Raw genomic sequence first — 26,658 nt, forward strand, 5'->3', positions numbered from 1 at the left:
GCCTAAGGGCGGATACAGCATCCAGTTACCCGGTCTTGATATGCCTACCAAGAATTTTGACAGCGGTTAATGTTGTTCGCAACACCATCAACCGCATGAGAGGAATAATACAAGGTCGGATTAGCCCAAAGGGCGTAATCCGACACAGCTGACGACACGCCCCGAAAAAAGGCCGCATTCCTCTGGGAAATCCAGTAGAATGCCGCCTTTGTTCGAGCAGCCCTGTGACAGGGTAGCCAGAATGCTCCCGAGTTGCTAGAATCAGGGCGCTTCGGCAAAAGTATGCGGATGTGGTGGAATTGGTAGACACGCTGGTCTTAGAAGCCAGTGCTTCGGCTTGGGAGTTCGAGTCTCCCCATCCGCACCATGCAGGCAGTCTCGCCTGTAATGGTTCAAAAAGTTCAACTTGCAGCATCTTCCTGACGGCTACACTGGCCGTGCCGTCCGCTTTTCCCGCTGTTTTTCATCAAACCACGCCGAAACACGTAAAAAACTGCGTTTTTTGCCTGAAAACATGGTCAAACCCGCATTTCTTTGTTTGGGACGCGGCTGCAGATGACATATACTAATAGAGGAAGCGCGCTGCAAGCCCTGGCTTGACGGCCTCGGTTTGATAGCCCGCTTCTGGCGCCAATACAACAGCCTTGAATAACAGTGAGACAGAATGCAAACAAGCAGTAGCGATTCGTGCGCTGGTGCTGGCGGCCTCTGTCGCAGGCCTTAAAGCCAGCCACTTTTCCAGGGGCCTTTGTTATAATGCCACGCTTTACCGAATCAGATTCAGCCCTGCGTACGAACGCCAGGCTGAGCGGTCGGAGCCCTGTTGCAGCATGAAAGCAGCGGATTGTTTGGTGCCTGGCGAGGTTGTGCCGGGTAGACCAGGTCCATGATCCTGGTTTCGTTTTGTGGCAGATGAATATGCGAGCGAGGCAAGCTGGCCCATGTCTTGCGCCGGTGCCGGTGCAAAGGGGCGGGTCTTCTTTTCTCGCAACAACAGTATCTTATTTTTTGGACGATTTTTTACATGGCAACTGCAGTCGAAACCTTGGGCAAACTCGAACGTCGTATCACCATCTCCTTCCCGGTCACGGACGTGCGCACGGAAGTCGAGAAGCGCCTGAAAGTGCAAGCCCGTACGGCCAAGGCACCAGGCTTCCGTCCTGGTAAAGTGCCGTTGAAAATGGTTGCCGCACAATACGGCTATCAAATTGAATCGGATGTGCTGAACGACAAAGTCGGCCGCGCTTTCAACGACGCCGCCAACGAAAACAACCTGCGCGTTGCCGGTTTCCCGAACATCGTGCCGAAAGAAGAAGCAGCAGAAGGCCAGCTGGCTTTCGACGCCACCTTCGAAGTGTATCCGGAAGTCGTCATTGGCGACCTGGCCAACGTTGAAATCGAAACCGTGCAAGCCGAAGTGTCGGAAGCCGAAATCGACAAAACCATCGACATCCTGCGCAAGCAGCGCGTGCACTTCCACGTCAAGGGCGAAGCTGGCGAACATGGCGACGGCGGCGAGCCAGTTGCTGCCAACGGCGACCGCGTGACGGTCGACTTCGTCGGTTCGATCGACGGCGTTGAGTTCGACGGCGGCAAAGCCGAAGGCTACGCTTTCGTGCTGGGCGAAGGCCGCATGCTGCCAGAATTCGAAGCAGCAACCCAGGGCCTGAAAGTTGGCGAGTCGAAGACTTTCCCACTGGCATTCCCAGAAGACTACCATGGCAAGGATGTGGCCGGTAAAACCGCCGAATTCACCATCACCCTGCAAAAGCTGGAATGGGCGCACCTGCCGGAAGTCGATGCTGAATTTGCCAAATCGCTGGGCGTAGCCGACGGCGACCTGGCCAAAATGCGCGAAGACATCAAAGTAAACCTGCAACGTGAAGTTGCCGGTCGCGTCAAGGCCCGCAACAAGGAAGCCGTGATGGACGCGCTGGTCAAGATCGCTGAACTGGACGTGCCAAAAACGCTGATCGCGCAAGATTCGGACCGCCTGGCTGAAATGACCCGCCAGGACATGGCGCAGCGCGGCATGAACGTCAAGGACGTGCCTTTCCCGGCCGAACTGTTTGCAGAAAAAGCCGAGCGTCGCGTACGCCTCGGCCTGATCCTGTCGCAACTGGTGGGTGACAACAACCTGCAAGCGACGCCAGAACAAGTCAAGGCACAGATCGAAGACTTCGCACAAAGCTACGAAGATCCACGCGAAGTGCTGAAGTACTACTACAGCGACCGTCGTCGTCTGGGCGAGATCGAAGCCCTTGTATTGGAAGAAAACGTCGTCACTTACGTGCTGGGCCTGTCGAAAGTGACCTCGAAAGCAGTTGCTTTCGATGAACTGATGGGAAGCAACGCACAAGCGTAAACCAGTTTCTGCCTGCCGCCGCCCGCTGATCATGCTGGCGGCGGCATCGCCTAACTGCTTCACAAGGAAATGAAATGACAGGTATGTACCGTAATCCAGCGCTGGACACAGAAATGCTCGGCCTGGTGCCGATGGTGGTGGAACAGAGCGGTCGCGGCGAGCGCTCGTATGATATTTACTCGCGCCTGCTCAAGGAGCGTCTGATTTTCATGGTCGGCCCGGTCAATGACCAGATGGCCAACCTGGTGGTCGCCCAGCTGCTGTTCCTGGAAAGCGAAAATCCTGAAAAGGAAATCTCGCTGTACATTAATTCGCCAGGCGGCTCGGTTTCGGCCGGCATGGCCATCTATGACACCATGCAGTTCATCAAGCCGGACGTCTCGACGCTGTGTACCGGCATGGCCGCCTCGATGGGCGCGTTCCTGCTGGCCGCCGGCGCCAAGGGCAAACGTTTCTCGCTGCCGAACTCGCGCATCATGATTCACCAGCCGTCCGGTGGTTCGCAAGGCATGGCGTCCGATATCGAGATCCAGGCCAAGGAAATCCTGTACCTGCGCACGCGTCTGAACGGCATCATGGCCGATCGCACGGGCCAGTCGATCGAACAGATCGCCAAGGATACCGACCGCGACCGTTTCATGTCCGCCGATGAGGCTGTTGAGTACGGCCTGATCGATAAAGTGTTGACCAGCCGCGCTTGATATGCCCCGACCGGTATTGCAAGGTAGCTAAGTAAACGCCCGGGCGCTCAAACGTTCGGGCGTTTCGCTTTTATTTCGGGTAGCATGGTGCTTGTGGAGTGTTTTCCTGGCCCTGTGCAGCGTCTTCGCCTGGCCAGCAGCTTTGCAATATTGTTAATGCAGTTCCAACCAAAATGCCTTATGTCAGACAAAAAATCCTCTAGCGGCGAAAAATTACTGTATTGCTCGTTCTGCGGCAAAAGCCAGCACGAGGTGAAGAAACTCATCGCCGGCCCGTCCGTGTTTATCTGCGACGAGTGTATCGACCTGTGCAATGACATCATCCGTGATGAAACGTCGAGCATCGAAACGGTGACCGGCACCAAGTCCGACCTGCCAACGCCGCAGGAAATCGCCACCATGCTCGATCAGTACGTGATCGGCCAGCAGACTGCCAAGCGCATCCTGTCGGTAGCGGTGTACAACCATTACAAACGCCTCAAGCACCTGGGCAAGAAGGACGATATCGAACTGGCCAAGAGCAACATCTTGCTGGTCGGTCCTACCGGTTCGGGCAAGACGCTGCTGGCGCAGACGCTGGCGCGCATGCTCAACGTGCCGTTCGTGATTGCCGATGCGACCACCCTGACCGAAGCCGGTTATGTGGGCGAGGACGTGGAAAACATCATCCAGAAGCTGCTGCAAAGCTGCAACTACGATGTGGAAAAAGCCCAGCGCGGCATCGTCTATATCGATGAGATCGACAAGATTTCGCGCAAGTCCGACAATCCGTCGATTACCCGTGATGTCTCGGGTGAAGGCGTGCAGCAGGCGCTGTTGAAGCTGATCGAAGGCACCATGGCGTCGGTACCGCCACAAGGCGGGCGCAAGCATCCGAACCAGGACTTCGTGCAGATCGACACCACCAACATCATGTTTATCTGCGGCGGTGCGTTTGACGGCCTGTCGAAAGTGATCTCGAACCGCTCCGAAAAGAGCGGCATCGGTTTCTCGGCCAGCATCAAGAGCAAGTCGCAGCGCTCGGCCAGCGAGTTGCTGCTCGAAGCCGAACCGGAAGACCTGGTCAAGTTCGGCCTGATTCCGGAGCTGGTGGGTCGCCTGCCGGTGATTGCCACCCTGGCCGAACTGACCGAAGAAGCGCTGATCCAGATCCTGGTCGAGCCGAAAAACGCACTGATCAAACAGTACGCCAAACTGCTCGACATGGAAGGCGCCGAGCTGGAAATTCGTCCTGCCGCATTGCACGCGATTGCCAAGAAGGCACTGGCGCGCAAGACCGGCGCGCGCGGTCTGCGTTCGATCCTGGAGCACGCTTTGCTGGACGTGATGTATGAATTGCCGAGCGAACAAAATGTGGTGAAAGTCGTTATCGACGAAAATACCATTACCAGTGGCGCCAAGCCTTTGTTGATTTACCAAGAGACTGCCAAGGCCTCCGGGGAAAATTGATATTGACCATGGTTTGAGCGGAAAAAGCATTTTGAATTCCGCAAAGCATGGCAGTACAATTTGAATCAATAGCAGGTTTCAATGAAAAGCCACTCGCGGCTACTTGCTGCGTGTGGCTTTTTTAACTTGGACGTTAATATTGATTCCTGCTGACTGTCATGCGGGCGTGTTTTGTGAAACAAGCCATGTTGTTTGTTTCTCAAAAATTATTTATTCTCGCCGGTCTTGAGTTTGGGCAGCGAGCGCCTATATCGTAAACACGCTTTCTATAAGGTACGCCATGACAACTTCCAAATTAACTGAGCAAACTCAACTGCCGTTATTGCCGTTGCGCGATGTCGTCGTCTTCCCGCATATGGTGATACCGCTGTTTGTTGGCCGTCCAAAGTCGATCAAGGCGCTGGAAGCTGCAATGGAGCAGGGCAAGAGCATTATGCTTGCCGCTCAAAAAGCAGCTGCGAAGGACGAGCCATCCCCTTCGGATATCTATGAAATTGGCTGCGTCGCCAATATTTTGCAAATGCTCAAGCTGCCCGACGGCACCGTCAAGGTGCTCGTTGAAGGTGCGCAGCGGGCCCGTATCAATCACATCAGCGATGCGCCGACGCACTTTATCGCCGACCTGACGCCGCTCGAATCCGAGCCGGGCGACGAGTCCGAAGTCGAAGCGATGCGCCGCGCGATCGTGCAGCAGTTCGACCAGTACGTCAAACTGAACAAGAAAATCCCTCCCGAGATACTGGCGTCGCTGTCGGGCATCGACGACGCCGGCCGCCTGGCCGACACGGTTGCTGCGCACCTGCCGCTCAAACTCGAGCAAAAACAGGTGATCCTGGAAATTTTCAGCGTGGCCAAGCGCCTCGAGCATCTGCTGGGCCAGCTCGAAGGCGAGCTCGATATCCTGCAGGTGGAAAAACGCATCCGCGGCCGCGTCAAGCGCCAGATGGAAAAATCGCAGCGCGAGTACTACCTGAACGAACAGGTCAAGGCGATCCAGAAAGAGCTGGGCGAGGGCGAAGATGGCGCCGATCTCGACGAGCTCGAGAAAAAGGTTGCCTCGGCCAAAATGCCGAAAGAAGCGCTCGACAAGGCCACCAACGAGCTGAAAAAGCTCAAGCTGATGTCGCCGATGTCGGCCGAAGCCACCGTCGTGCGCAACTATATCGACACGCTGGTCAACCTGCCGTGGAAGAAAAAATCCAAGGTTAACAACGACCTGGCGAACGCCGAGAAAGTGCTCGAGGGCGACCACTACGGCCTCGACAAGGTCAAGGAACGCATCCTGGAATACCTCGCAGTACAACAGCGCGTCGACAAGCTCAAAGCGCCGATCCTGTGCTTCGTGGGGCCACCGGGCGTGGGTAAAACCTCGCTGGGCCAGTCGATTGCCCGCGCCACGAACCGCAAGTTCGTGCGCATGGCGCTGGGTGGCGTGCGCGACGAAGCCGAGATTCGCGGTCACCGCCGTACCTATATCGGCTCGATGCCGGGCAAGGTGCTGCAGTCGCTGTCCAAAGTGGGCGTGCGCAATCCGTTGTTCCTGCTTGACGAGATCGACAAGATGGGCGCCGATTTCCGTGGCGATCCGTCGTCGGCGCTGCTCGAGGTGCTCGACCCTGAACAGAACCACACGTTCTCGGACCATTACATCGAAGTCGATTTCGACCTGTCGGACGTGATGTTCGTGGCCACCTCGAACTCGTACAATATTCCGCCGGCGCTGCTCGACCGCATGGAAGTGATCCGCCTGTCCGGTTACACGGAAGACGAGAAAACCAGCATTGCCCAGCGTTATCTGCTGCCGAAACAGATCAAGAACAACGGTCTGAAAGAGGAAGAAATCCAGGTTGCCGAGTCGGCCCTGCGCGACATCATCCGCTACTACACGCGTGAAGCGGGCGTGCGTTCGCTGGAACGCGAAGTGTCGAAGATCTGCCGCAAGGTGGTCAAGATGCTGCTGCTGAAAAAGTCGGACAAGAAGGTGCTGGTCAACTCGAAGAACCTCGACAAGTTCCTCGGTGTGCGCCGCTATGACTTTGGCGTGGCAGAAAAGGAAAACCAGGTTGGCCAGGTGGTCGGTCTGGCTTGGACCGAGGTGGGCGGCGACTTGCTGACCATCGAGGCGGTCAGCATGCCGGGCAAGGGTGGCGTGATCCGTACCGGCACCTTGGGCGACGTCATGAAAGAGTCGATTGAAGCCGCCCGCACCGTGGTGCGCAGCCGGTCGGCGCGCCTGGGCATCAAGCCGGAAGTGTTTGAAAAGAGCGATATCCATATCCACGTGCCGGAAGGTGCAACGCCGAAAGACGGTCCTTCGGCCGGTGCGGCGATGACGGTGGCGATGGTGTCGGTCTTCACGGGCATTCCGGTACGCGCCGATGTGGCGATGACGGGCGAAATCACGCTGCGCGGCGAAGTGCTGCCGATCGGCGGCCTGAAAGAAAAGCTGCTGGCAGCCCATCGCGGCGGCATCAAGACGGTATTGATTCCCGAGCAGAACGTGAAAGACCTGGCCGATATTCCGGACAACGTCAAGAACAAGCTCGAAATCGTGCCGGTGCGCTGGATCGATAAAGTGCTGGAAATTGCCCTCGAGCGCCTGCCTGAGCCGCTGTCCGAGACGCCTGCAGTCGAGCCGGTAGCGGCGGCTGCGGCCAAACCTGATGCGTCTGGCGAGGTAGTAAAACACTAAGTTTTTTACCTGGTTTAACCAAAACAAGCGCTTTTATAGCGCTTGTTTTATATTGAAACGTGAATTGCGACCCAAAGCGCTTGACACATCTACAGTGCGGCTTGTTTAATACGGCTGCACATTTTTCGCCGTCTCGCCGTAGTGCCAAAAGCTTTGCCAGAGGCGGTAACGTTTTATACCTTTGTAATTGGGGATGCTAGTGAACAAGACTGAATTGATCGACCACATTGCTGAAACAGCCGACATTTCCAAAGCCGCCGCTGCGCGCGCACTCGACGCTGTTATCGGCGGCGTGACGGAAACCCTGAAAAACGACGGCAGCGTCACCCTGGTTGGTTTCGGTACCTTCTCGGTTAGCGAACGTGCAGAACGCACCGGCCGCAATCCACGCACCAAAGAAGCGATCACCATCGAAGCGGCCAAAGTGCCAAAATTTAAAGCTGGTAAAGCTTTGAAGGATGCTGTAAACTAATGTCCTTCCGGTGAGGTGACAATCACCGGAAACATTTGGCGGTGCTCTCGGGCGCCGCAAATGCGAGTTGTACTGTGTATTTTTCGGAGTGGTAGTTCAGTTGGTTAGAATGCCGGCCTGTCACGTCGGAGGTCGCGGGTTCGAGTCCCGTCCGCTCCGCCAAAAAAATACGCTCTTTAGGAGTGGTAGTTCAGTTGGTTAGAATACCGGCCTGTCACGTCGGGGGTCGCGGGTTCGAGTCCCGTCCGCTCCGCCAGAATATAAAAACCCGCATTGCCGAAAGGTGGTGCGGGTTTTTTGTTTTTCCCTTGCTGTTTATTGGAACGGCTGGTTTGAATATCGGGCGGCTTTGATTTAAATCGTTTTTAAGCGTACTACTGTTTAATGAAACGAAACAGCGCAAGCAGCGTCGCAGGCTGCCTGCTGCGGGCAGCACGCCTGATTTACCCTTGCTATAGGGCTATGGTCATTGTAGAATCAGGAGGTTATCGCTCGTGCTGCGGAAACGCGCTGGAGTTTGATTGACAAGTTGTTGAATCTAAAGGGGAAGTGGACATCTGTCCCGTCCATTCCGCCGAAGAAATCAAGGCGAACGCAAGTTCGCCTTTTTTTATAGTGTTCCACTCATCCGAATTGGCTGCCCATGTTTGAATTTATTCGTACCCATCGACGCTTGATGCAGTTTCTGCTGATGCTGATCATCGTCCCGTCATTTGCTCTGGTCGGTATCAGCGGCTATCAAAGCTTCGGCGACGGCGCGAACACCATCGCCAAAGTCGGCGACCAGGTCATCACGCAACAGCAATATGAAGAAGCGCAACGCCAGCAGATCGATCGCTACCGCCAGATGATGGGCGAGCAGTTCGACCAGAAATTGTTTGATACGCCGGAAGCGCGCAAAGGCATCCTCGACAACCTGATCGCCGAACGCGCCGTGGCTGCTGAAGTGGGCCGCGCCAAGCTGTCGATCAGCGACGCGGTGCTGCAGAAGGAAGTGCTGGAAATCCCCGGCCTGACCCTGCCGGACGGCAAGTTCGATCTCGAGCGCTACAAGGCCATGCTGGCCGCCCAAGGCATGACGCCGCAGATGTACGATGCGCGCCGCCGCAGCGACCTGGCCCTGCAGCAACTGGCCGGCGCCGTGCAAAACAGCGCCTTCACGCCGGGCAGCGTCGCCCAGCGCCTGTCGGACGTCACGTCGCAAGAGCGCGAAGTGCAGGAGCTGCTGCTGCCAGTGGCCCAGTTCGTGCCGCAAGTGAAAGTGACCGACGAGATGGTCAAGGCCTTCTACGACAAGAACAGCAAGCTGTTTGAAATCCCCGAGCAGGCAAAAATCGAGTACACGGTGCTCGACGCAGCTGCGGCTGGCGAACAGGTTGATGTGACCGATGCTGACGTTGCTGCCTACTACGACAAGAACAAGAAAGCCTACACCAGCGCCGAAGCGCGCCGCGCCAGCCATATTCTGATCGCCGTCAAGAAAGACGCATCGGCTGCTGACAAGGCTGCCGCCAAGGCCAAGGCTGACGCCATCTTGGCGGAAGTGCGCAAGAACCCTGCCAGCTTCGCCGCCGTGGCCAAGGCCAAATCGGAAGATCCGGCATCGGCCGAGCTTGGTGGTGACCTGGACGTGGTGGCCAAAGGCTCGATGCCAAAACCGGTGGAAGACGCGATCTACTCGCTCAAGCAGGGCGATATCAGCGACGTGGTGCCATCGGAATACGGTTACCACGTGCTGACCGTGACCTCGGTCAAGCCTGAGCATGTGAAAACGCTCGATGAAGTCAAGGGCGAGATCACGGCCGATTTGCGCAAGCAGTTTGCTGCCAAGAAGTTCTCCGAAATGGCCGAGCAGTTCACCGATTTGGTGTATACGCAGTCCGACAGCCTCAAGCCAGTCGCTGACAAGCTCAAGCTGAAAGTGGAAACCGTTGCCAACGTATCGCGCACGCCATCACCGGCACTGGGCAATGCACCGTACAACAATGCCAAGTTCCTGACGGCGATCTTCTCGAACGACTCGCTGAAAGAAAAGCGCAATACCGAAGCGGTCACGGTGGCGCCCAATGTGCTGGTCTCGGGCCGCGTGGTGGAGTTCAAGCCGGCATCGAAGCGTCCGCTGGCTGAAGTCGACGCCATGATCCGCCAGCGCGTGACGCTGGAAGAGGCTGCCAAGCTGGCCAAAAAAGAAGGCGAGACCAAACTGGCCGCGCTGAAGGCGTCGGGCGACGCCACCGGTTTCGGCGCTGCGCAGTGGGTGTCGCGCAGCAAGCTTGACGGCATCAACCGCGCCGCCATCGTGCAGGTCATGAAGGCCGACACCAGCAAGCTGCCAGCCTATGTGGGCGTGGAACTGCCAGCGCTGGGCTACGGCATCTACCGTATCGCCAAGGTGCAGCAGCCAGCCCAGGTGGACGAAGCGCGCCGCCAGCAGGAGAAAGACCAGATCAACAATATCCTGGCGCAACAGGAAATGTTTGATTACGTCGAGTACCTGAAAAACAAGGCCAAGGTCAAGATTGTGCGTCCGGTAACAAGCGCGGCACCGGTGACTGAAGCGCCGTAAGCTTTAGCTTCACGCATAAAAATAGCCGCTTTCGAGCGGCTATTTTTTTTGTCTGAAAGAACCTACGCTGTCATTCACCGGACTGGTTAAGCATCATTTCGCCCCCAATAAAGGCGCCACCTGCGGCCAGATATTTTTCAATATCGTCGGATGCGCTTCGGCTGTCGGATGCAATCGGTCGGCCTGGAACAGCTTGGGCTGGTCGGCGATGCCTTCGAACATGAATGGCACCAGCGGTGCTTTCCATTCTTTTGCCAGCTTGCCATAGACGCCATAGAATTTTTCGGCGTAGTCGCGGCCGTAGTTGGGCGGCATGCGCATGCCCACCAGCACCACCTTGGCGCCCGACTGGCGGGCCGCCTCGCCCATGGCGCGCAGGTTCGCTTCGGCGGCGGCCACCGGCAGGCCGCGCAGGCCGTCGTTGGCGCCCAGTTCGATCAGCACCACGTCCGGCTTGTTTTTCTCCAGCAGCTTGGGCAGGCGTGCGCGTCCACCGCTGGTGGTCTCGCCGCTGATGCTGGCGTTGACGATGCGCGTGTCGTTCTTCTGCGCCTGCAGCCGCTGTTCCATCAAGGCCACCCAGCCTGCGCCGCGTGCAATGCCGTACTCGGCAGAGAGGCTGTCACCGAGCACCAGCAGCGTTTTTGGTGCAGAATAAGCGTTTGTCATGCCAGCGGCCATCAGCAGTGCCGCTACCGGCAAAAGCGACAGGGTACGCCGGCGTCCGGCAGCCATGGTTTGTTCACGAAATTTTTTAAGATAGATCAGCATGCCCGAATTCCCTAAAGCGACTTCCACCAGTTTCCTCCCATCCGCAGCCGCTACCGTACATGCTGCCGCAAACCAGAGTCGTAACAGCCAGAGCGCCATCGAAGTGGTGGGCCTGGCCAAGCGTGTTCCTGATGCCGATGGTGAGCTGACCATCCTGCACCGGATTGATTTTACCGTGCAAACTGCCGAGACGCTGGCCATCGTGGGCGCCTCCGGTTCCGGCAAGTCCACCTTGCTGGGCTTGCTGGCGGGTCTCGATACGCCGAGCGAAGGCAAGGTCATGCTGGACGGCACCGATATCTTCGCGCTCGACGAAGACGGCCGCGCCGGTTTTCGCAAGGAAAAGCTGGGCTTTGTGTTCCAGTCCTTCCAACTGCTGGCGCATCTGACGGCGCTGGAAAACGTGATGCTGCCGCTCGAGCTGCGCGGCGACCCGCAGGCCAAAGAAAAGGCCGAGGCCATGCTGGGCCGCGTCAACCTGGGCAGCCGCCTCAAGCACTATCCGAAATACCTGTCCGGCGGCGAGCAGCAGCGCGTAGCGCTGGCGCGCGCCTTTGTCACCGAACCGCCGCTGCTGTTCGCCGACGAGCCGACCGGCAGCCTGGACGCCGCCACCGGCGAAGCGGTAATCCAGCTGATGTTCGAGCTGAACCGCGAACGCGGCTCGACGCTGGTGCTGGTCACGCACGACACCTCGATTGCCGCGCGTTGCGGACGCACTATCACGATTGCAGCCGGGCGCGTGGTTTGATTCCCTGAAAAGGACGTAGGTCGGATTAGGCCCCGAAGGGGCCGTAATCCGACAACACCCGGGACGCCAACAATGTTGTCGGATTAATCCAACGTTATCACCCCGCCAGCGCATTGATCAGCTTGCGCAATGCCGGTATCAGTTCGCTCGCTGTCAGGCCGATCGGTCCGGCACCTGAAGCCACCAGCGCGTCGGCAGCGGCGCCGTGCAGCCAGACTGCGCCGAGGGCGGCGTCCCATTCGTTCCAGCCCTGCGCCAGCAGGCTGCCGCACAGGCCGGCCAGCACGTCGCCGGTGCCGGCGGTAGCCAGTGCCGGGCCGCCGCTGGTATTGATCACCACCGCGCCGTCGGGTGCGGCAATCACGGTGCCCGAGCCTTTCAACACCACGATCACATTCAATTGCGCTGCCAGCTGGCGTGCCGCTGCCAGCCGGTCAGCCTGGACTTCAGCCGTGGTCAGGTCGAGCAGGCGCGCCGCTTCCAGCGGGTGCGGCGTCAATATGGTGACGCCTGCGCGCAAGGCCAGCGCCGACTGCAGTTCCGGCTCGGCCGCCATCAGGTTCAGGGCGTCAGCGTCGAGCACCAGCGGGCTGTCGCTGTCGAGCGCGCGCTGCAGCAGTTCGACCGTGTCGGCATTGTCGATGGAGCCGCCCAGGCCGGGACCTGCCACCAGCGCTGAAAAGTGCAGGCCCGACAAGTCGACGCCATCGGCGCGGCGGCACATCAGCTCGGGCTGGCCGCTGTCAAACGCCGGCGGCGGGCCCGGAAAGGCAATCGTCACACGTCCTGCGCCCGCGTGCAGGGCGGTGCGGGCGGCCAGAATTGGCGCGCCGGCCATGCCTTGTGCGCCGCCGATCACGGCCAGGCTGCCGTAGCTGCCCTTGTGGCTGTTATGGCGGCGCGTGCGCAGGTGGCGCGCAAACAGGTGCAGGCCATTGAGTTGGGCGTTCGCCGGTGCCAGCAGCAGCGGGTCGATGGCCAGGCCGGCGATGTCCACCTCACCGGCATAGTCGCGTCCGTCGCCCGTATGCAGGCCCGGTTTGTCGCCGATAAAGGTCAGGGTATGGCTGGCGCGAATGGCCACCCCATCGACCACGCCGGTATCGGCCTGCAGCCCGCTCGGTACATCGAGCGCCAGCACCGGGCAGGCAAGCTGATTGACATGCAGCGCCACTTCGCGGCATTCACCTGCCAGCGGGCGCGCCGCGCCGATGCCGAACAGGCCGTCGATCACCAGATTCCACGGCGCTGCATGTACTGCGGCCAGCGCCGAGGCACTGCCGGCATCGGCCGTGATCAGGCGCGCCGCGCTGTTGCGGGCGCGGCTCAATGCCTGCTCACGTTCGGGTGAGGTGGCGCGCGCTTCCGGCGCCTGCCACACCAGCACCTCGATGCCGCTGCCGGCCAGGTGCGCCGCCGCTTCCAGGGCGTCGCCGCCATTGTCGCCGGGGCCGGCCAGCACCAGCACGCGCATATGGCCGCCGGCGCCGCTCTCCAGGCCGTGCAGGATTTTCAGGGCGTGGCTGGCGGCTGCCTGGCCGGCGCGCTGCATCAGGGTGCCTTGCGGCAGCGTCTGGCTTGCAGCCTGTTCGATGGCGCGCAGTTCGGCAATGCTGTAGAGCGGGCTGGCGATATTGGCGGAGTCGAGCAAGGTCATGAGAAATTCCTGTAGTCAATTTATTCTGACCTTAAGCGCGATCCGCCGCCATGGCAAGGGTGCCACGCTGAAGGATCGCTTAAATCACGGGCGCTCACGCTACAATGGTTCGCATCGAATCACGGAGGGCAGCGATGGACTGGCAATTCTGGATAGACCGCGGCGGCACATTTACCGATATCGTGGCGCGCCGCCCTGATGGCAGCCTGGCCACCCACAAGCTGCTGTCGGAAAGCCCCGGCCAATACCGCGACGCGGCGCTGGCCGGCATGCGCGAGTTGATGGCGCTGGCGCCGGACCAGCCGCTGCCGGTCGCCCGGATCGGCGCCATCAAGATGGGTACCACGGTCGCGACCAATGCCCTGCTCGAGCGCAAGGGCGAGCCGACCGTGCTGGCTATTACGCGCGGTTTTGGCGACGCGCTGCGCATCGCCTACCAGAACCGCCCGCAGCTGTTTGCACGCCGGATCGTGCTGCCCGAACTGCTGTATGGCGACTTGATCGAGCTTGATGAGCGCGTCGGCGCGCACGGTGACGTCATCACGCCGCTTGACGAGGCCTCCGCCCGCACCGCGCTGGCGCAGGCCTACGCGCGTGGCTATCGCGCGATTGCCATCGTCTGCATGCATGGCTACCGCTATCCGGACCACGAGCAACAAGTCGCGCAGCTGGCGCGGGAGCTCGGCTACACGCAGGTGTCGGTATCGCACCAGGCCAGCCCGATGATGAAGCTGGTGGCGCGCGGCGACACCACGGTAGCCGACGCCTATCTGTCGCCCGTGCTGCGCCGATATGTCGATCAGCTGGCCGCCGAGCTGCCGGGCGTGCCGCTGCAGTTCATGCAATCGAATGGCGCTCTGACGGACGCTCGCGCGTTCCAGGGCAAGGACAGCATTTTATCGGGGCCGGCAGGCGGCATTGTTGGCATGGTGCGCGCCAGCGCGCTGGCCGGTTTTGACAAGGTGATCGGCTTTGACATGGGCGGCACCTCCACCGATGTGTCGCATTATGCGGGCCAGTTCGAGCGCGTATTTGAAACGCAGGTCGCTGGCGTGCGCATGCGCGCGCCGATGATGAGCATCCATACGGTGGCGGCAGGCGGCGGCTCGATCCTGCATTTCGATGGCGCGCGCTACCGCGTGGGGCCGGATAGCGCCGGCGCCGATCCCGGTCCGGCCAGCTACCGGCGCGGCGGCCCGCTGGCCGTCACCGACTGCAACGTCCTGCTGGGCAAGCTGCAGCCGGCGCATTTTCCCAGATTGTTCGGCCCCAATGCCGACCTGCCGCTTGACGTGGACGGCGTGCGTGCCCGGTTCGAGGCGCTGGCGCGCACCGTCAGCGAGCAGGGCAACGCCACCACCGCCGAGCAGGTGGCCGAAGATTATCTGGCCATTGCGGTCGCCAATATGGCCAACGCCATCAAGCAGATCTCGGTGCAGCGCGGCCACGATGTGACGCAGTATGCGCTGACCAGCTTTGGCGGCGCCGGCGGCCAGCATGCCTGCCTGGTGGCCGATGCGCTGGGCATGGAAACGGTGTTTATCCACCGCCTGGCCGGCGTGATGTCGGCGTACGGCATGGGCCTGGCCGACCAGGGCGCGATGCGCGAGCGCGCCATCGAAGCGGCGCTGGGGGCCGACCTGCAGCCAGCGTTCACGGAACTCGACGCGCAGGCGCGCGATGAACTGCTGCGCCAGGACGTGGCGCCCGAACGCATCACGGTACTGCAGCGCGTGCATCTGCGCTACGAAGGCACCGACACCGCGCTGCTGGTCATGCGCGATACGCCAGAATCCATGCAGGCGCAGTTTGAAGCGGCTTACAAACAGCGCTTTTCCTTCCTGATGCCGGCTCGGGCGCTGATCGTCGAAGCCATTTCGGTCGAAGCGCTGGGCGCTTCCGATGCGCCCGACATGGCGCCGCCTGTGCCTGGCGCGCGCACTGGCGCTTTGACGCCTCTGGAAACGGTCGACATGTACTGCGCCGGCCAGTGGCGCCGCAGCGCACTGTATGGCGCGGCCCAGTTGCAGCTGGGCGACGCCGTCGACGGTCCGGCCATCATCAGCGACGCCAATGCCACCACCGTGATCGAGCCGGGCTGGCGCGCCGGCGTGACGGACCAGGGCCACCTGGTGCTGCGCCGCGTAGCCGCCGTGACGCGACAACAAGCCATCGGCACAGACGTCAATCCGGTGATGCTTGAACTGTTCAACAATCTGTTCATGTCGATTGCCGAGCAGATGGGGCTGCGCCTGCAAAATACGGCGCACTCGGTCAATATCAAGGAGCGGCTCGACTTCAGCTGTGCCATCTTTGACGCCGATGGCAATCTGATTGCCAACGCACCGCATATGCCGGTACATCTGGGTTCGATGGGAGAGAGCATCCGCACCGTCATGACGCGCAACGCCGGCGCCATGCGCCCCGGCGACGTGTTTATGCTCAACGACCCTTATCATGGCGGCACCCATCTGCCCGATGTGACGGTCATTTCGCCGGTGTTCGATACAACGGGCAAGACCATCCTGTTCTATGTCGGCTCGCGCGGCCACCATGCCGATATCGGCGGCGTCACGCCAGGGTCGATGCCGCCCGATTCAACCAGCATCGAACAGGAAGGCGTATTGATCGACAATTTCAAGCTGGTCGACGGCGACACTGGCCAGTTGCGTGAAGCCGCGACGCTGGCCTTGCTTACGCAAGGGCCGTGGCCTGCCCGCAATCCTCAGCAGAACCTGGCCGACCTGCGCGCACAGGTGGCGGCCAACCGCAAAGGCGCCGAAGAGCTGCATAAAATGGTCGCCCATTATGGTCTGGCGGTGGTCAGGGCGTATATGGGCCATGTGCAGGACAATGCCGAAGAAGCGGTGCGCCGCGTGATCGCGCTACTGCGCGATGGCCAGTATGTGCTGGCGTTTGATAATGGCGCGCAGATTGCCGTCAGTCTGCGCGTCGACGCCGCCGCGCGCAGCGCCACCATCGATTTTACCGGTACCTCAGGCCAGCTGCCCAATAACTTCAATGCGCCGTCGGCCATCTGCATGGCGGCGGTGCTGTATGTGTTTCGCACGCTGGTCGATGATGAAATACCGCTGAACGCCGGCTGCATGAAGCCGTTGACGGTGATTATCCCGCCGGCCTCGATGCTGAGCCCGCGCTATCCGGCCGCCGTGGTATCGGGCAATGTGGAAACCTCAACCTGCATTACCAACGCGCTGTATGGCGCGCTCGGGGCGATGGCTGCCTCGCAGGGCACCATGAACAACTTCACCTTTGGCAATGCGCGCCACCAGTATTACGAAACCATTTCCGGCGGCTCGGGCGCTGGCGACGGTTTTGACGGCTGCGACGTGGTGCAGACCAATATGACCAATTCGCGTCTGACGGACCCGGAAGTACTCGAATGGCGCTTCCCGGTGCGCCTGGACAGCTATGCAATACGCCACGGCTCAGGCGGAGCAGGGCGCTGGCATGGCGGAAATGGCGGCGTGCGCCGTATGCGTTTTCTGGAGGCGATGACGGCCGCCATTTTGTCCAATAACCGCATCGTGCCACCCTTCGGCATGGCAGGTGGCGCGCCAGGCGCATTGGGTCGCAATATCGTTGAGCGCGTGGATGGCAGCGTGGAGCAGCTGGCGCATATTGGCAAGATAGAGATGCAGCCAGGCGATGTGTTTGTGATTGAAACGCCGGGCGGGGGAGGGTGGGGTCAGGCTGAACCGGTCTGACTCCAGCCCTTCACATCCCTGCGCGGCGCATTGCCAAACTGCCGGCTGTATTCGCGGCTGAACTGCGACTCGCTGGCGTAGCCGACGCGGTAGCCGGCGGTGCCGGCGTCGATTTTTTCAACCAGCATCAGCCGGCGCGCTTCCTGCAGCCGCAGCAGCTTCTGGTACTGCATCGGCGTCATGGCGGTGATCGCCTTGAAGTGGTGATGCAAGGACGACATGCTCATGCTTGCCAGGCCTGCCAGGTGCTCGATGCGCAGCGGCTCACTGTAGTTCAGCCTGATCCAGTCGATGGCCTGGCTGACCTGGTGTGACTGGCTGCTGGCCAGCGCCATATGGCGCAGCCGCGCGCCGACTGGGCCGTTGAGCAGGCGAAACGTCAGCTCGCGCCGGATCAAAGGCGCCAGTACGGCAATTTCCTGTGGCGCATCGAGCAGGCGCAGCAAGCGCAGCATGGCGTCGAGCAGCTCCGGCGCCACGTCGCTGACCGATATGCCGCGCGTGGTCGGCACCGTCAGCGGCGTCTGGCCGGCGGCATCGTCCGCCGTGACCAGCGCGGCCACATCGGCGCTGTCGATGGCCAGCACCACGCACAGGTGCGGCTCGGCTTCGCTGGCCTCGACCACGCGTACCTGCACCGGCAGATCGACTGACGTCAGCAGATACTGCATGCGCCCGTAATGAAAGGTGTCGCTGCCCAGCGTGACCTGCTTGCCGCCCTGGGCGATGATGGCGACACTGGGGCGGGCCGCATGGAACAGCGACGCGGTCGGCGCCGACTGGCGATGCAGGCTCAGGCCGTCGATGGCAGTCAGGTAGTCGCCGTTGGCGGTGGCGTGGCGGCCGATCAGGGTGGCGATTTCGTCTTGGGGCAGGGGAGCAGGCATCTGGAAGGCAATCATGGGCTGGTGTAGTGCGTGATCTTAGTGCGTGATCTTAATCACATCTGGAGGATCGTGCAAAGTTCTTGCAGGATCGCGGTAACGCGCAGCAGGCATCTGCGGCACACTATTGTGCATCGCAGCTGAGCGGTTTGTTTCAGCTACGCCTCGTTCAATCCTCAAAAGGAGTTACCATGACTACCACCGCCAAAGGCTACGCCGCACTGGACCCGAAATCGCCATTGCAGCCATTCACGTTCGAGCGCCGCGCACCGCGCGAGGACGATGTCGCCATCTCGATCAAGTATTGCGGCGTATGCCACTCCGATATCCACCAGGCGCGCGACGAGTGGGGCGGCTCGGTGTTCCCGATGGTGCCGGGCCATGAAATTGCCGGCGTCGTTACCGCTGTCGGCGCCAATGTCACCAAATTCAAGGTCGGCGACCATGTGGGCGTGGGCTGCTTTGTCGACTCCTGCACCACTTGCAAGACGCGCAATGTCGATCTCGAACAGTATATGCCTGGCCTGGTCCAGACCTACAACAGCGTCGAACCGGAGACCGGCAACGCTACCCAGGGCGGTTATTCCGACGCCATCGTCGTCAAGGAAGGCTATGTGCTGTCGATTCCCGACAACCTGCCGCTCGACGCCGCCGCGCCCTTGCTGTGCGCCGGCATCACGCTGTACTCGCCGCTGAACCATTGGAAGGCCGGTCCGGGCAAGCAGGTCGCCATCGTCGGCATGGGTGGTCTGGGCCACATGGGCGTGAAACTGGCGCATGCCATGGGCGCCGAAGTGACGGTGCTGTCGCAAACGCTGTCCAAGCGCGAAGACGGCCTGCGCCTGGGCGCCGACCATTATTACGCCACCAATGACGCCGAGACCTTCAGCAAGCTGGCCGGCACGTTTGACCTCATCATCTGCACCGTCGGTGCGGCCATTGACTGGAACGCGTATATCAACCTGCTCAAGGTCGATGGCAATATGGTGATCGTCGGCATTCCTGAAGGCGCCACGCCGCCCGTCAGCGCCTTTGGCCTGGTCGGCGCGCGCCGCAGCCTGTCCGGCTCGATGATCGGCTCGATCAAGGAAACCCAGGAAATGCTCGACTTCTGCGGCAAGCACAATATCGTCTCCGATATCGAAGTGATCCGCATCCAGGACATCAACGAAGCGTTTGAGCGCGTGGTGAAAAGCGATGTGCGCTATCGGTTTGTGATTGATATGGCGTCGCTGGCTGAATAAAAACGCGGCGGGCGGCGGGCCGTAGGTCGGATTAGCGGGGCAAAGCCCCGCGTAATCCGACAACATTGTTGGCGTCAGCGGTGTTGTCGGATTACGGCGCTTCGCGCCTAATCCGACCTACATTCCTGTTCAATTCACGTTGCAATGCCGTATTTGTGCTGTGTCGCCTCATACTGCATCCTCAGCGATTCAAGCTTCGGATGCTTGGGATCGATCTTGCGGATGGTGTGCAGGTGGTTTTGCAGCTGCTCGGCCAGCGTGGCTTCCCAGCCCAGCATATTGAGCTGGCGCAGTACCGCTTCGCTCGAGGCAAACAGTACCGGCAGGTTGCCCGGCGTGCGCCGCAGCGCCTGGCGCAGCATGAAGACGGCGCCTTTGAGTTCGCCGCTTTCGGTCTTGCCGGCCGCTTCCTGCAGTAGTTCCTGCACCTGGTTTTTCAGCTGCTGGCCCAGTCCCTGCGCCAGGTCGTGGCGGCCGGCCTTTTCAAACACGTCGACCGCCTGTTCCATCGTCACCTCGCTGTCAGCCTCGTTGACCAGCTTCATCATCAGCTCCGAGGCCGCATCGTCGAGATTGTTTTTCAGGCAGCTTTGCACGAGGCCTACCTTCAGCTGCGTCGACAGTCCTCGTGCGCCCTGCACGGCAGCGGCGGCCTGCTGCAGTTCGCTGGCGGCAGCGATATCGTTGCCGGTCATTTCATGCAGCATGGCAGCCGAGATGGCGCGGCACGCTTCCACGTTCGGGCCGCTGCGCAGCGAGCGCTCCATGTCGCGCAGCACGCCGCTGGCCTGCGGGCCGTCGCCTTTTTTCACCAGTGTCCGCACCAGATTGACATGGTCTTCGGGGTCGCGAAATTCCGAATACTTGGCCTTGGTGACCACCTGCTTGTAGGCGCGTTCGGCCGCGCCAATGTCGCCGGTGTCGAACGCCATGCCGCCCAGGCGGCGCAGCCGACGCACCATATGCGGCGAAATGGCCACCGCATCTTCGAGGATTTTCTTGGCCTGCAGTTGCTGGCCCATCGCTTCGTGGTTCTGCGCCAGCAGGTCGTAGGCTGCCATAAAGCGCGGATACTGTTCCAGCAGTTCGGACAGCGATTGCGCCACTTCTTCATGGCGCTGCTGCTCGAACAAGGTGCGCGCCAGGCCCAGGTGCACCCACGCCATCGGGCGCGCCTGCAGCATATGCGTATAAATCGTTTCCGCTTCGCGCCACTCGCCCAGTTCCAGGTGCAGTTCGGCGCGCAGGCGCGCAAAGTCGGCCGCCAGGCGCGGGTGGCGCAATTCGGCCTCGCTGCAGCTGGCCACGGCTTCGCGCAGCTTGCCTTTTTCAAGCAGCTGATAAGTCGGCAGGAAGATGGCGCGCCGTTCGATGGCGCGTGCGATGCGACCGCTCAACACATCGACCGTGAAGGGCTTGAGGATATAGTCGGACGGCGACAGTTCGGCCGCGCTCACCACCTTGCTGTGCACCGCTTCCGAGGTCAGCATGATAAAGATGGTCCACAGTCCGATCAGCTTGTGGTGGCGCAGGTCTTCCAGCAGTTGCTGGCCGTCCTGGCCGTCGGTGCCACTACCAAGATCGTACTCGCACAGGATAATATCGAACGGTTTCTTGGCCAGCAGCTTGATCGCGCTGGCGGAATTGACCGCATATTCGGCTTTGGTAATCGACGCCTGCGTCAGCATATTGTGCAAATTGCCGCGCATGCTGGGGTTGGGATCGATAATCAGAACCGACAAGTCACTATATGGCATCGTTCAGGTCTCGCTCATCTGGACGGTCATGGCCCGCATCGGCTGCAAGGCATCGCCTGACAACATACTTTTTATCAGCATACTGCAAAGCCGGGCGGCCTTGCCAGCAAAATGCAGCGTGCCGTGCGACCGGGTGAAAGTGTTGTATTTCAGATTACTTTTCAGCAGCGCAGGCGGTGCCCGCCGGCGTCGTTGGCGTGTACGCTTGCCCGCTTCCTGTGGCTGAGCTATTCTCTGCGCAATACCCCATATAAAATATGACACTGTAGATGCCATCTGGCAATTTTCAGCGTGTGGCGCTGACGGCTCGCTGGCTCTGTTCCGATCATCAAGAAGTCTGATTTCCCCGTTGGCGGCCCATGCCTGATTTTACTTTCCGCTCGCTGCAGCGGATCGCTGCACCGCTGGCTTTTGGCGGTAATGGCGCGCAAGAGCAGGTTTTTTTCTCCGAATTGCACCGGGTAGGCGTGCTCACGCAGCTGCTTGGCATCTGCGGCTATTGCGTGACCTGGATGATGATCCCGCAGCCGAACTGGCTCGACCCCAGGCAGGCGATACTGGCGCTGGCGTGCATGCTGTCGACCTTTGTGGTGCGCGTGCGCTGCCGCACGCTGCTATGGCTGACCATCAGCGGCGCCTGCGCCGTGCTGGCGCTGGCATTCGGCCTGCGCACCATGGCCGACGCGGTCGGCAATCCGGTATTCTGGGTGCTGCCGGTCGGCGTGTTCATGACGCTGGCCATTGCGCCGATTTTCAACGGCGGCCTCACTTACCTGGCGGTGGTGGCTGGCATCTGGTGGATCGTCTGGAGCGGCGTCTACCACGCCGACCAGTGGATTCGCGAAGCGTCGTGGATGCCTTTGATGATGGTGGTGACGATCCTGTTCGGGCTGGCGCTCAATATCAGTTTCAGCCTACTGCGGCTGCGCAATTTCCACGCGCGCCAGGAACTGACGCGCCTGGCCTTCCAGGACAGCCTGACGGGTCTCAACAACCGCCGCATGTTTACCCAGAGCGCGCAGCGCATGCAGCGCGAAGTGCCGGGACGGGTGCTGCATTTCATGATGATCGATCTCGACAACTTCAAGAAAATCAACGACGGCCTGGGCCACGATGTGGGCGACGAGGTGCTGGTCAAAACGGCCACCATTATCGCCACCTCGGCCGAAGGCCACCTGTGCGGTCGCCTGGGCGGCGAGGAGTTCGGCGTGGTGTTTGTCGGCGACCGCCAGGCTGTATGCGCCTTTGCCACCACGCTGGTCGACACCGTCCATCGCAGCTTCACGCTGGCTTGCCCGGTGTCGATCAGCGTGGGCATCGCCGAACTGGCCTGCGACAAGGACCTCGGTCACAGCTACCGGCTGGCCGACGAATCGCTGTACCAGGCCAAGCGCCAGGGCAAAAACTGTTATGTGATCGCCTGAAAACGACGTTGGCGGGGCAAGCAAGGGTCGTGGGAAGGGGGCAAAACGGGTATAATGCGCGCAAAGGAAATTTGCCGCACCACGATTTTGTCATTCTTACCTTTAACCCGCAGCCACGCTGCATCAACCACCTTCCAACCATGTTGATACTGCCGGGTTCCAATGCCCTGTCCGTTTTCCGTAGCCATCGCCTGTTAAGCCAACTGCAAGCCGTCGTCCCGGCGATTGCCAGCGTGCAGGCGCGCTATGTCCACTTTATCGATGCCAGCACCGCGTTATCAAGCGACGATCAGGCTCGCCTGGACGCCTTGCTGACCTACGGCGAGCCGGCCGAGCCAGACAACACCGATGGCGTGGCCGAAGAATTCTTCGTCATTCCACGCCTGGGCACGATTTCGCCGTGGGCCTCGAAAGCCACCGATATCGCCCATAACTGCGGCATGGCGCACATCAAGCGCGTCGAGCGCGGCGTGGCGTTTCGCATCAACCTGAAAACGGGCATCCTGGGCAGCGCCATCGGCGCGGCCAAAAAGCTGACGGACGAGCAGGTGCAGGCTGTGGCGGACCTGCTGCACGACCGCATGACCGAATCGGTGCTGCGCAGCGCCGAGCAGGCCCAAGACCTGTTCCGTACCCTCGAAGCGCGTCCGCTCGAATCGATTGACCTGCTGGGGCAGGGCAAGGGCGCGCTGGAAACGGCCAACGTGGAGCTGGGCCTGGCCATGTCGCAGGACGAAATCGACTATCTCGACAACGCCTTTACCAAGGCCGGCCGCAACCCGACCGACGTCGAACTGATGATGTTCGCGCAGGCCAACAGCGAGCATTGCCGCCACAAGATTTTCAACGCCGACTGGACCATTGACGGCGTGGCGCAGCCAAAGTCGCTGTTCGGCATGATCAAGAACACCCACGAACTGCAGCCCAAAGGCACCGTGGTGGCCTACAGCGACAATTCGTCGATCATGGAAGGCGCGACCGTCGCGCGTTTCTACCCGCGCGGCGACAGCCACGAATACGCGGCATCGACCGAACTGACGCACACCCTGATGAAGGTCGAAACGCATAACCACCCGACCGCCATTTCGCCATTTCCCGGCGCCTCGACCGGCGCCGGCGGCGAAATCCGCGACGAAGGCGCGACCGGCCGCGGCGCCAAGCCCAAAGCTGGCCTGACCGGCTTTACGGTCTCGAACCTGTCGCTGCCAGGCGCCGTGCGCAGCTGGGAAACGGCCGCATCCGTTACCGCACCGGTAGACGGCCGTGCAGACGCGCCGCAATACGGCAAGCCTGAGCGCATCGCCTCGCCGTTGCAGATCATGATCGACGGCCCGTTGGGCGGCGCCGCGTTCTCGAACGAATTCGGTCGTCCGGTCCTGGGCGGCTACTTCCGTACCTACGAGCAGAACGTCGGCGCAGCGCTGGGCAGCACCGACGCCGTGTTCGGCTATCACAAGCCGATCATGATTGCCGGCGGCATTGGCAATATCTCGGCGCAGCACACGCATAAAAACGATATCCCGGTCGGCAGCCTGCTGGTGCAGCTGGGCGGCCCCGGCATGCGCATCGGCATGGGCGGCAGCGCCGCCTCGTCGATGACCACCGGCAGCAACACGGCTGACCTGGACTTTGACTCGGTCCAGCGCGGCAACCCGGAAATGGAACGCCGCGCCCAGGAGGTGATCAACGCCTGCTGGCAAATGGGTCCGGACAATCCGATTATCTCGATCCACGACGTAGGCGCCGGCGGCCTGTCGAACGCCTTCCCGGAAATTACCAATGACGCCAAGCGCGGCGCGATTTTCGACCTGCGCAAAGTGCCGCTGGAAGAATCGGGCATGGCGCCGAAAGAAATCTGGAGCAACGAATCGCAAGAGCGCTATGTGCTGGCGATTGCCCCGGAAAGCCTGCCGCTGTTCAAGGCCATGTGCGAACGCGAACGCTGCCTGTTCGCCGCCGTGGGCGTGGCTACCGAAGAGCGTCAGTTAAAACTGATCGACCCGGAACTGGGCAACGAGCCGGTCGACATGCCGATGGACGTATTGCTGGGCAAACCGCCAAAAATGCAGCGCGACGTGGTGCATGTGGCCAACGACTTCCCGGCCATCGACCTGACCGGCATGGATCTGGTCGACGTGGCGCAAAAAGTGCTGCTGCTGCCGACCGTGGCCGACAAATCGTTCCTGATCACCATTGGCGACCGCAGCGTGGGCGGCATGACCGTGCGCGACCAGATGGTCGGCCCATGGCAGGTGCCGGTAGCCGATTGCGCCGTTACCGCCATGAGCTTCGAGGGTTACCTGGGCGAAGCGATGGCGATGGGCGAGCGCACGCCGCTGGCCGTGATCGACGCTGCCGCATCGGGCCGCATGGCTGTCGGCGAAGCCGTCACCAATATTGCCGCTGCGGCGATTGGCGATATCTCCGACATCAAACTGTCGGCCAACTGGATGGCGGCCTGCGGCCAGCCTGGCCAGGACGCGGCGCTGTACGATACCGTGAAAGCTGTCGGCATGGAACTGTGTCCGGCGCTGGGTATCAGCATCCCGGTGGGCAAGGATTCGCTGTCGATGCGCACCACATGGAAAGATGAAGACACGGGCGCAGCCAAATCGGTCACCTCGCCAGTGTCCCTGATCGTATCCTCGTTTGCACCAGTGACGGACGTGCGCCGTTCGCTGACGCCACAACTGAAAACCGACCTTGGTGACACCGCGCTGATCCTGATCGACCTCGGTCGCGGCAAGAACCGCTTGGGCGCATCTGCCTTGGCGCAAGTCATGGGCCAGCTGGGCAACGCCACGCCGGACGTCGACAGCGCAGAAGACCTGAAAGGCTTCTTTGCCGCCATCCAGCAATTGAACAGCGATGGCAAACTCCTGGCCTACCACGACCGCTCGGACGGCGGCCTGTACGCGACCCTGACGGAGATGGCGTTTGCGGGTCACACCGGCATGTCCGTCAACCTGGACATGCTGACCATGGAAGGCGAACACGCCAGCGACTGGGGCGACGCCAAGAACTGGACCGGCCAGGTGGCCGAGCGCCGCAACGAGCTGACCTTGCGCGCGCTGTTTGCCGAAGAGCTGGGCGCCGTAATCCAGGTGCGCGCCGAAGAAAAGTCCTTGGTAATGGACGTGCTGCGCAGCTTCAACCTGGGCGCCTGCAGCCACATTATCGGCAAACTGAACGACCGCGATGTGGTGGAATTCACGCGCGACGCCAAGCTGATCTACACCCAGGCGCGCGCCGATCTGCACCGCCTGTGGAGCGAAACGAGCTGGCGCATCGCCCGCCTGCGCGACAATCCTGCCTGCGCCGACGCTGAATACGACCGCCTGCTGGACCTGCAAGACCCGGGCATGACGCCGATCGTCACGTTCGATCAAACGGAAAACGTGGCAGCGCCATTTATCGCCACCGGCGTGCGTCCGCGCGTGGCCATCCTGCGCGAGCAGGGCGTCAACTCGCATATCGAGACCGCCTACGTGATGCACCAGGCAGGCTTTACGGCCGTCGACGTGCACATGAGCGACCTGATTGCCGGTCGCGTCAAGCTCGACGACTTCCAGGGCGTGATCGCCGTGGGCGGCTTCTCGTACGGCGACGTGCTGGGGGCCGGCGAAGGCTGGGCCAAGACCATCCTGTTCAACGCCAGCCTGGCCGACCAGTTCGCGCGCTTCTTTGCCCGCACCGACAGCTTCGGCCTCGGTATCTGCAACGGCTGCCAGATGATGAGCAATCTGAAGTCCATCATCCCCGGCGCCCACGCCTGGCCGAAGTTCACACGCAACAAGTCGGAAAAATTCGAAGGCCGCTTTGCCATGGTCGAAGTGATGGACTCCCCATCGATCTTCTTCAACGGCATGGCCGGCACCCAGGCCGGCATCGCGATTGCCCACGGAGAAGGCTACGCCGACTTCTCGCAAACCGGCGACATCACCCAGGTCGTCAAGGCCATGCGCTATGTCGACAACAAGGGCGCCGCGACCGAAGCGTATCCGTACAACCCGAACGGCTCGCCTGAGGGTATTACATCGGTCACCACGCCGGACGGCCGCTTTACGGTGCTGATGCCGCATGCGGAGCGCGTGTTCCGGAGCGTTCAACAGTCTTATCATCCTGAGGCGTGGGGCGAGGATTCGCCTTGGATGAGGATGTTCAGGAATGCGCGGAAGTTTGTGGGGTAAGCAATTT

At 60.9% G+C, this 26,658-nt stretch carries 16 protein-coding genes and 3 tRNA genes; 14 read left to right on the forward strand and 5 right to left on the reverse strand.

Going from position 1 to position 26,658, the window contains the following annotated elements:
• The first annotated feature begins 284 nt into the window (after window positions 1–284).
• The 9 genes from GCM43_RS22615 to GCM43_RS22655 all read left to right on the forward strand — a co-directional run bounded on the left by GCM43_RS22615 (window position 285) and on the right by GCM43_RS22655 (window position 10,245).
• Window positions 285–367, forward strand: a tRNA-Leu gene (locus tag GCM43_RS22615).
• 657 nt (window positions 368–1,024) lie between these two features.
• On the forward strand, window positions 1,025–2,365 hold the full coding sequence (gene tig, locus GCM43_RS22620; RefSeq protein ID WP_152248157.1) for a trigger factor: 1,341 nt from the start codon (window positions 1,025–1,027) through the stop codon (window positions 2,363–2,365).
• 83 nt (window positions 2,366–2,448) lie between these two features.
• Window positions 2,449–3,066 carry an ATP-dependent Clp endopeptidase proteolytic subunit ClpP gene (clpP, locus tag GCM43_RS22625; protein ID WP_413770980.1) on the forward strand — a complete coding sequence of 206 codons (618 nt, stop codon included), beginning with the start codon at window positions 2,449–2,451 and terminating at the stop codon, window positions 3,064–3,066.
• Between the two features lie 180 nt (window positions 3,067–3,246).
• Window positions 3,247–4,515, forward strand: a complete 1,269-nt coding sequence (gene clpX, locus GCM43_RS22630; RefSeq protein ID WP_152248159.1) for an ATP-dependent Clp protease ATP-binding subunit ClpX — start codon at window positions 3,247–3,249, stop codon at window positions 4,513–4,515.
• 280 nt (window positions 4,516–4,795) lie between these two features.
• Window positions 4,796–7,207 carry an endopeptidase La gene (gene lon / locus GCM43_RS22635; protein ID WP_152248160.1) on the forward strand — a complete coding sequence of 804 codons (2,412 nt, stop codon included), beginning with the start codon at window positions 4,796–4,798 and terminating at the stop codon, window positions 7,205–7,207.
• 199 nt (window positions 7,208–7,406) lie between these two features.
• Complete coding sequence (locus GCM43_RS22640; protein ID WP_152248161.1) at window positions 7,407–7,679, forward strand: HU family DNA-binding protein; 273 nt, start codon at window positions 7,407–7,409, stop codon at window positions 7,677–7,679.
• An 85-nt stretch (window positions 7,680–7,764) separates the two neighbouring features.
• Window positions 7,765–7,841: transfer RNA gene (locus tag GCM43_RS22645), tRNA-Asp, on the forward strand.
• A gap of 17 nt (window positions 7,842–7,858) precedes the next feature.
• Window positions 7,859–7,935 (forward strand) — tRNA-Asp (locus GCM43_RS22650).
• Window positions 7,936–8,370: 435 nt separating this feature from the next.
• On the forward strand, window positions 8,371–10,245 hold the full coding sequence (locus GCM43_RS22655) for a SurA N-terminal domain-containing protein (protein WP_461653584.1): 1,875 nt from the start codon (window positions 8,371–8,373) through the stop codon (window positions 10,243–10,245).
• A 93-nt stretch (window positions 10,246–10,338) separates the two neighbouring features.
• Here GCM43_RS22655 and GCM43_RS22660 read toward each other — a convergent pair whose 3' ends face one another.
• Window positions 10,339–11,016, reverse strand: a complete 678-nt coding sequence (locus tag GCM43_RS22660) for an arylesterase (protein ID WP_152248163.1) — start codon at window positions 11,014–11,016, stop codon at window positions 10,339–10,341.
• On the opposite strand from GCM43_RS22660, the gene GCM43_RS22665 reads away from it, so the two are divergent.
• Window positions 11,015–11,767, forward strand: coding sequence for an ABC transporter ATP-binding protein (locus tag GCM43_RS22665; RefSeq protein WP_413770981.1), 753 nt, complete (start codon window positions 11,015–11,017; stop codon window positions 11,765–11,767). The two genes, GCM43_RS22660 and GCM43_RS22665, sit on opposite strands and share 2 nt — an antisense overlap.
• 97 nt (window positions 11,768–11,864) lie before the next feature.
• Here GCM43_RS22665 and GCM43_RS22670 read toward each other — a convergent pair whose 3' ends face one another.
• Entirely contained in the window at window positions 11,865–13,424 is a 1,560-nt protein-coding gene (locus GCM43_RS22670) for an NAD(P)H-hydrate dehydratase (RefSeq protein ID WP_152248164.1), read from the reverse strand.
• Between the two features lie 134 nt (window positions 13,425–13,558).
• On the opposite strand from GCM43_RS22670, the gene GCM43_RS22675 reads away from it, so the two are divergent.
• Entirely contained in the window at window positions 13,559–17,152 is a 3,594-nt protein-coding gene (locus GCM43_RS22675; RefSeq protein WP_152248165.1) for a hydantoinase B/oxoprolinase family protein, read from the forward strand.
• On the opposite strand, the gene GCM43_RS22680 is transcribed toward GCM43_RS22675, so the two are convergent.
• Window positions 17,134–18,054 (reverse strand): AraC family transcriptional regulator, encoded by a 921-nt coding sequence (locus GCM43_RS22680; RefSeq protein WP_226929619.1) that lies wholly within the window; start codon window positions 18,052–18,054, stop codon window positions 17,134–17,136. The genes GCM43_RS22675 and GCM43_RS22680 overlap by 19 nt on opposite strands.
• Before the next feature lie 173 nt (window positions 18,055–18,227).
• On the opposite strand from GCM43_RS22680, the gene GCM43_RS22685 reads away from it, so the two are divergent.
• Window positions 18,228–19,280, forward strand: a complete 1,053-nt coding sequence (locus tag GCM43_RS22685; protein ID WP_152248166.1) for an NAD(P)-dependent alcohol dehydrogenase — start codon at window positions 18,228–18,230, stop codon at window positions 19,278–19,280.
• 134 nt (window positions 19,281–19,414) lie between these two features.
• Here the strand turns inward: GCM43_RS22685 and GCM43_RS22690 are convergent, their stop codons facing one another.
• Together GCM43_RS22690 and GCM43_RS22695 are read right to left on the reverse strand one after the other, a co-directional pair.
• A complete protein-coding gene (locus GCM43_RS22690) occupies window positions 19,415–21,022 on the reverse strand; it encodes a tetratricopeptide repeat protein (RefSeq protein WP_319636969.1) in 1,608 nt (535 codons plus the stop codon).
• Between the two features lie 18 nt (window positions 21,023–21,040).
• Entirely contained in the window at window positions 21,041–21,313 is a 273-nt protein-coding gene (locus GCM43_RS22695; RefSeq protein WP_152248168.1) for a hypothetical protein, read from the reverse strand.
• 83 nt (window positions 21,314–21,396) lie between these two features.
• On the opposite strand from GCM43_RS22695, the gene GCM43_RS22700 reads away from it, so the two are divergent.
• Both GCM43_RS22700 and purL read left to right on the forward strand, forming a co-directional pair.
• Window positions 21,397–22,461, forward strand: a complete 1,065-nt coding sequence (locus tag GCM43_RS22700; protein ID WP_152248169.1) for a GGDEF domain-containing protein — start codon at window positions 21,397–21,399, stop codon at window positions 22,459–22,461.
• A gap of 140 nt (window positions 22,462–22,601) precedes the next feature.
• The gene (gene purL / locus GCM43_RS22705) at window positions 22,602–26,651 is read left to right on the forward strand and encodes a phosphoribosylformylglycinamidine synthase (protein ID WP_152248170.1); all 4,050 of its coding nucleotides are present in this window, start codon (window positions 22,602–22,604) and stop codon (window positions 26,649–26,651) included.
• Window positions 26,652–26,658 lie beyond the last annotated feature (7 nt).

Origin of the sequence: Janthinobacterium aquaticum, from assembly GCF_009208565.1 — a bacterium.
Lineage (GTDB): Bacteria > Pseudomonadota > Gammaproteobacteria > Burkholderiales > Burkholderiaceae_D > Janthinobacterium.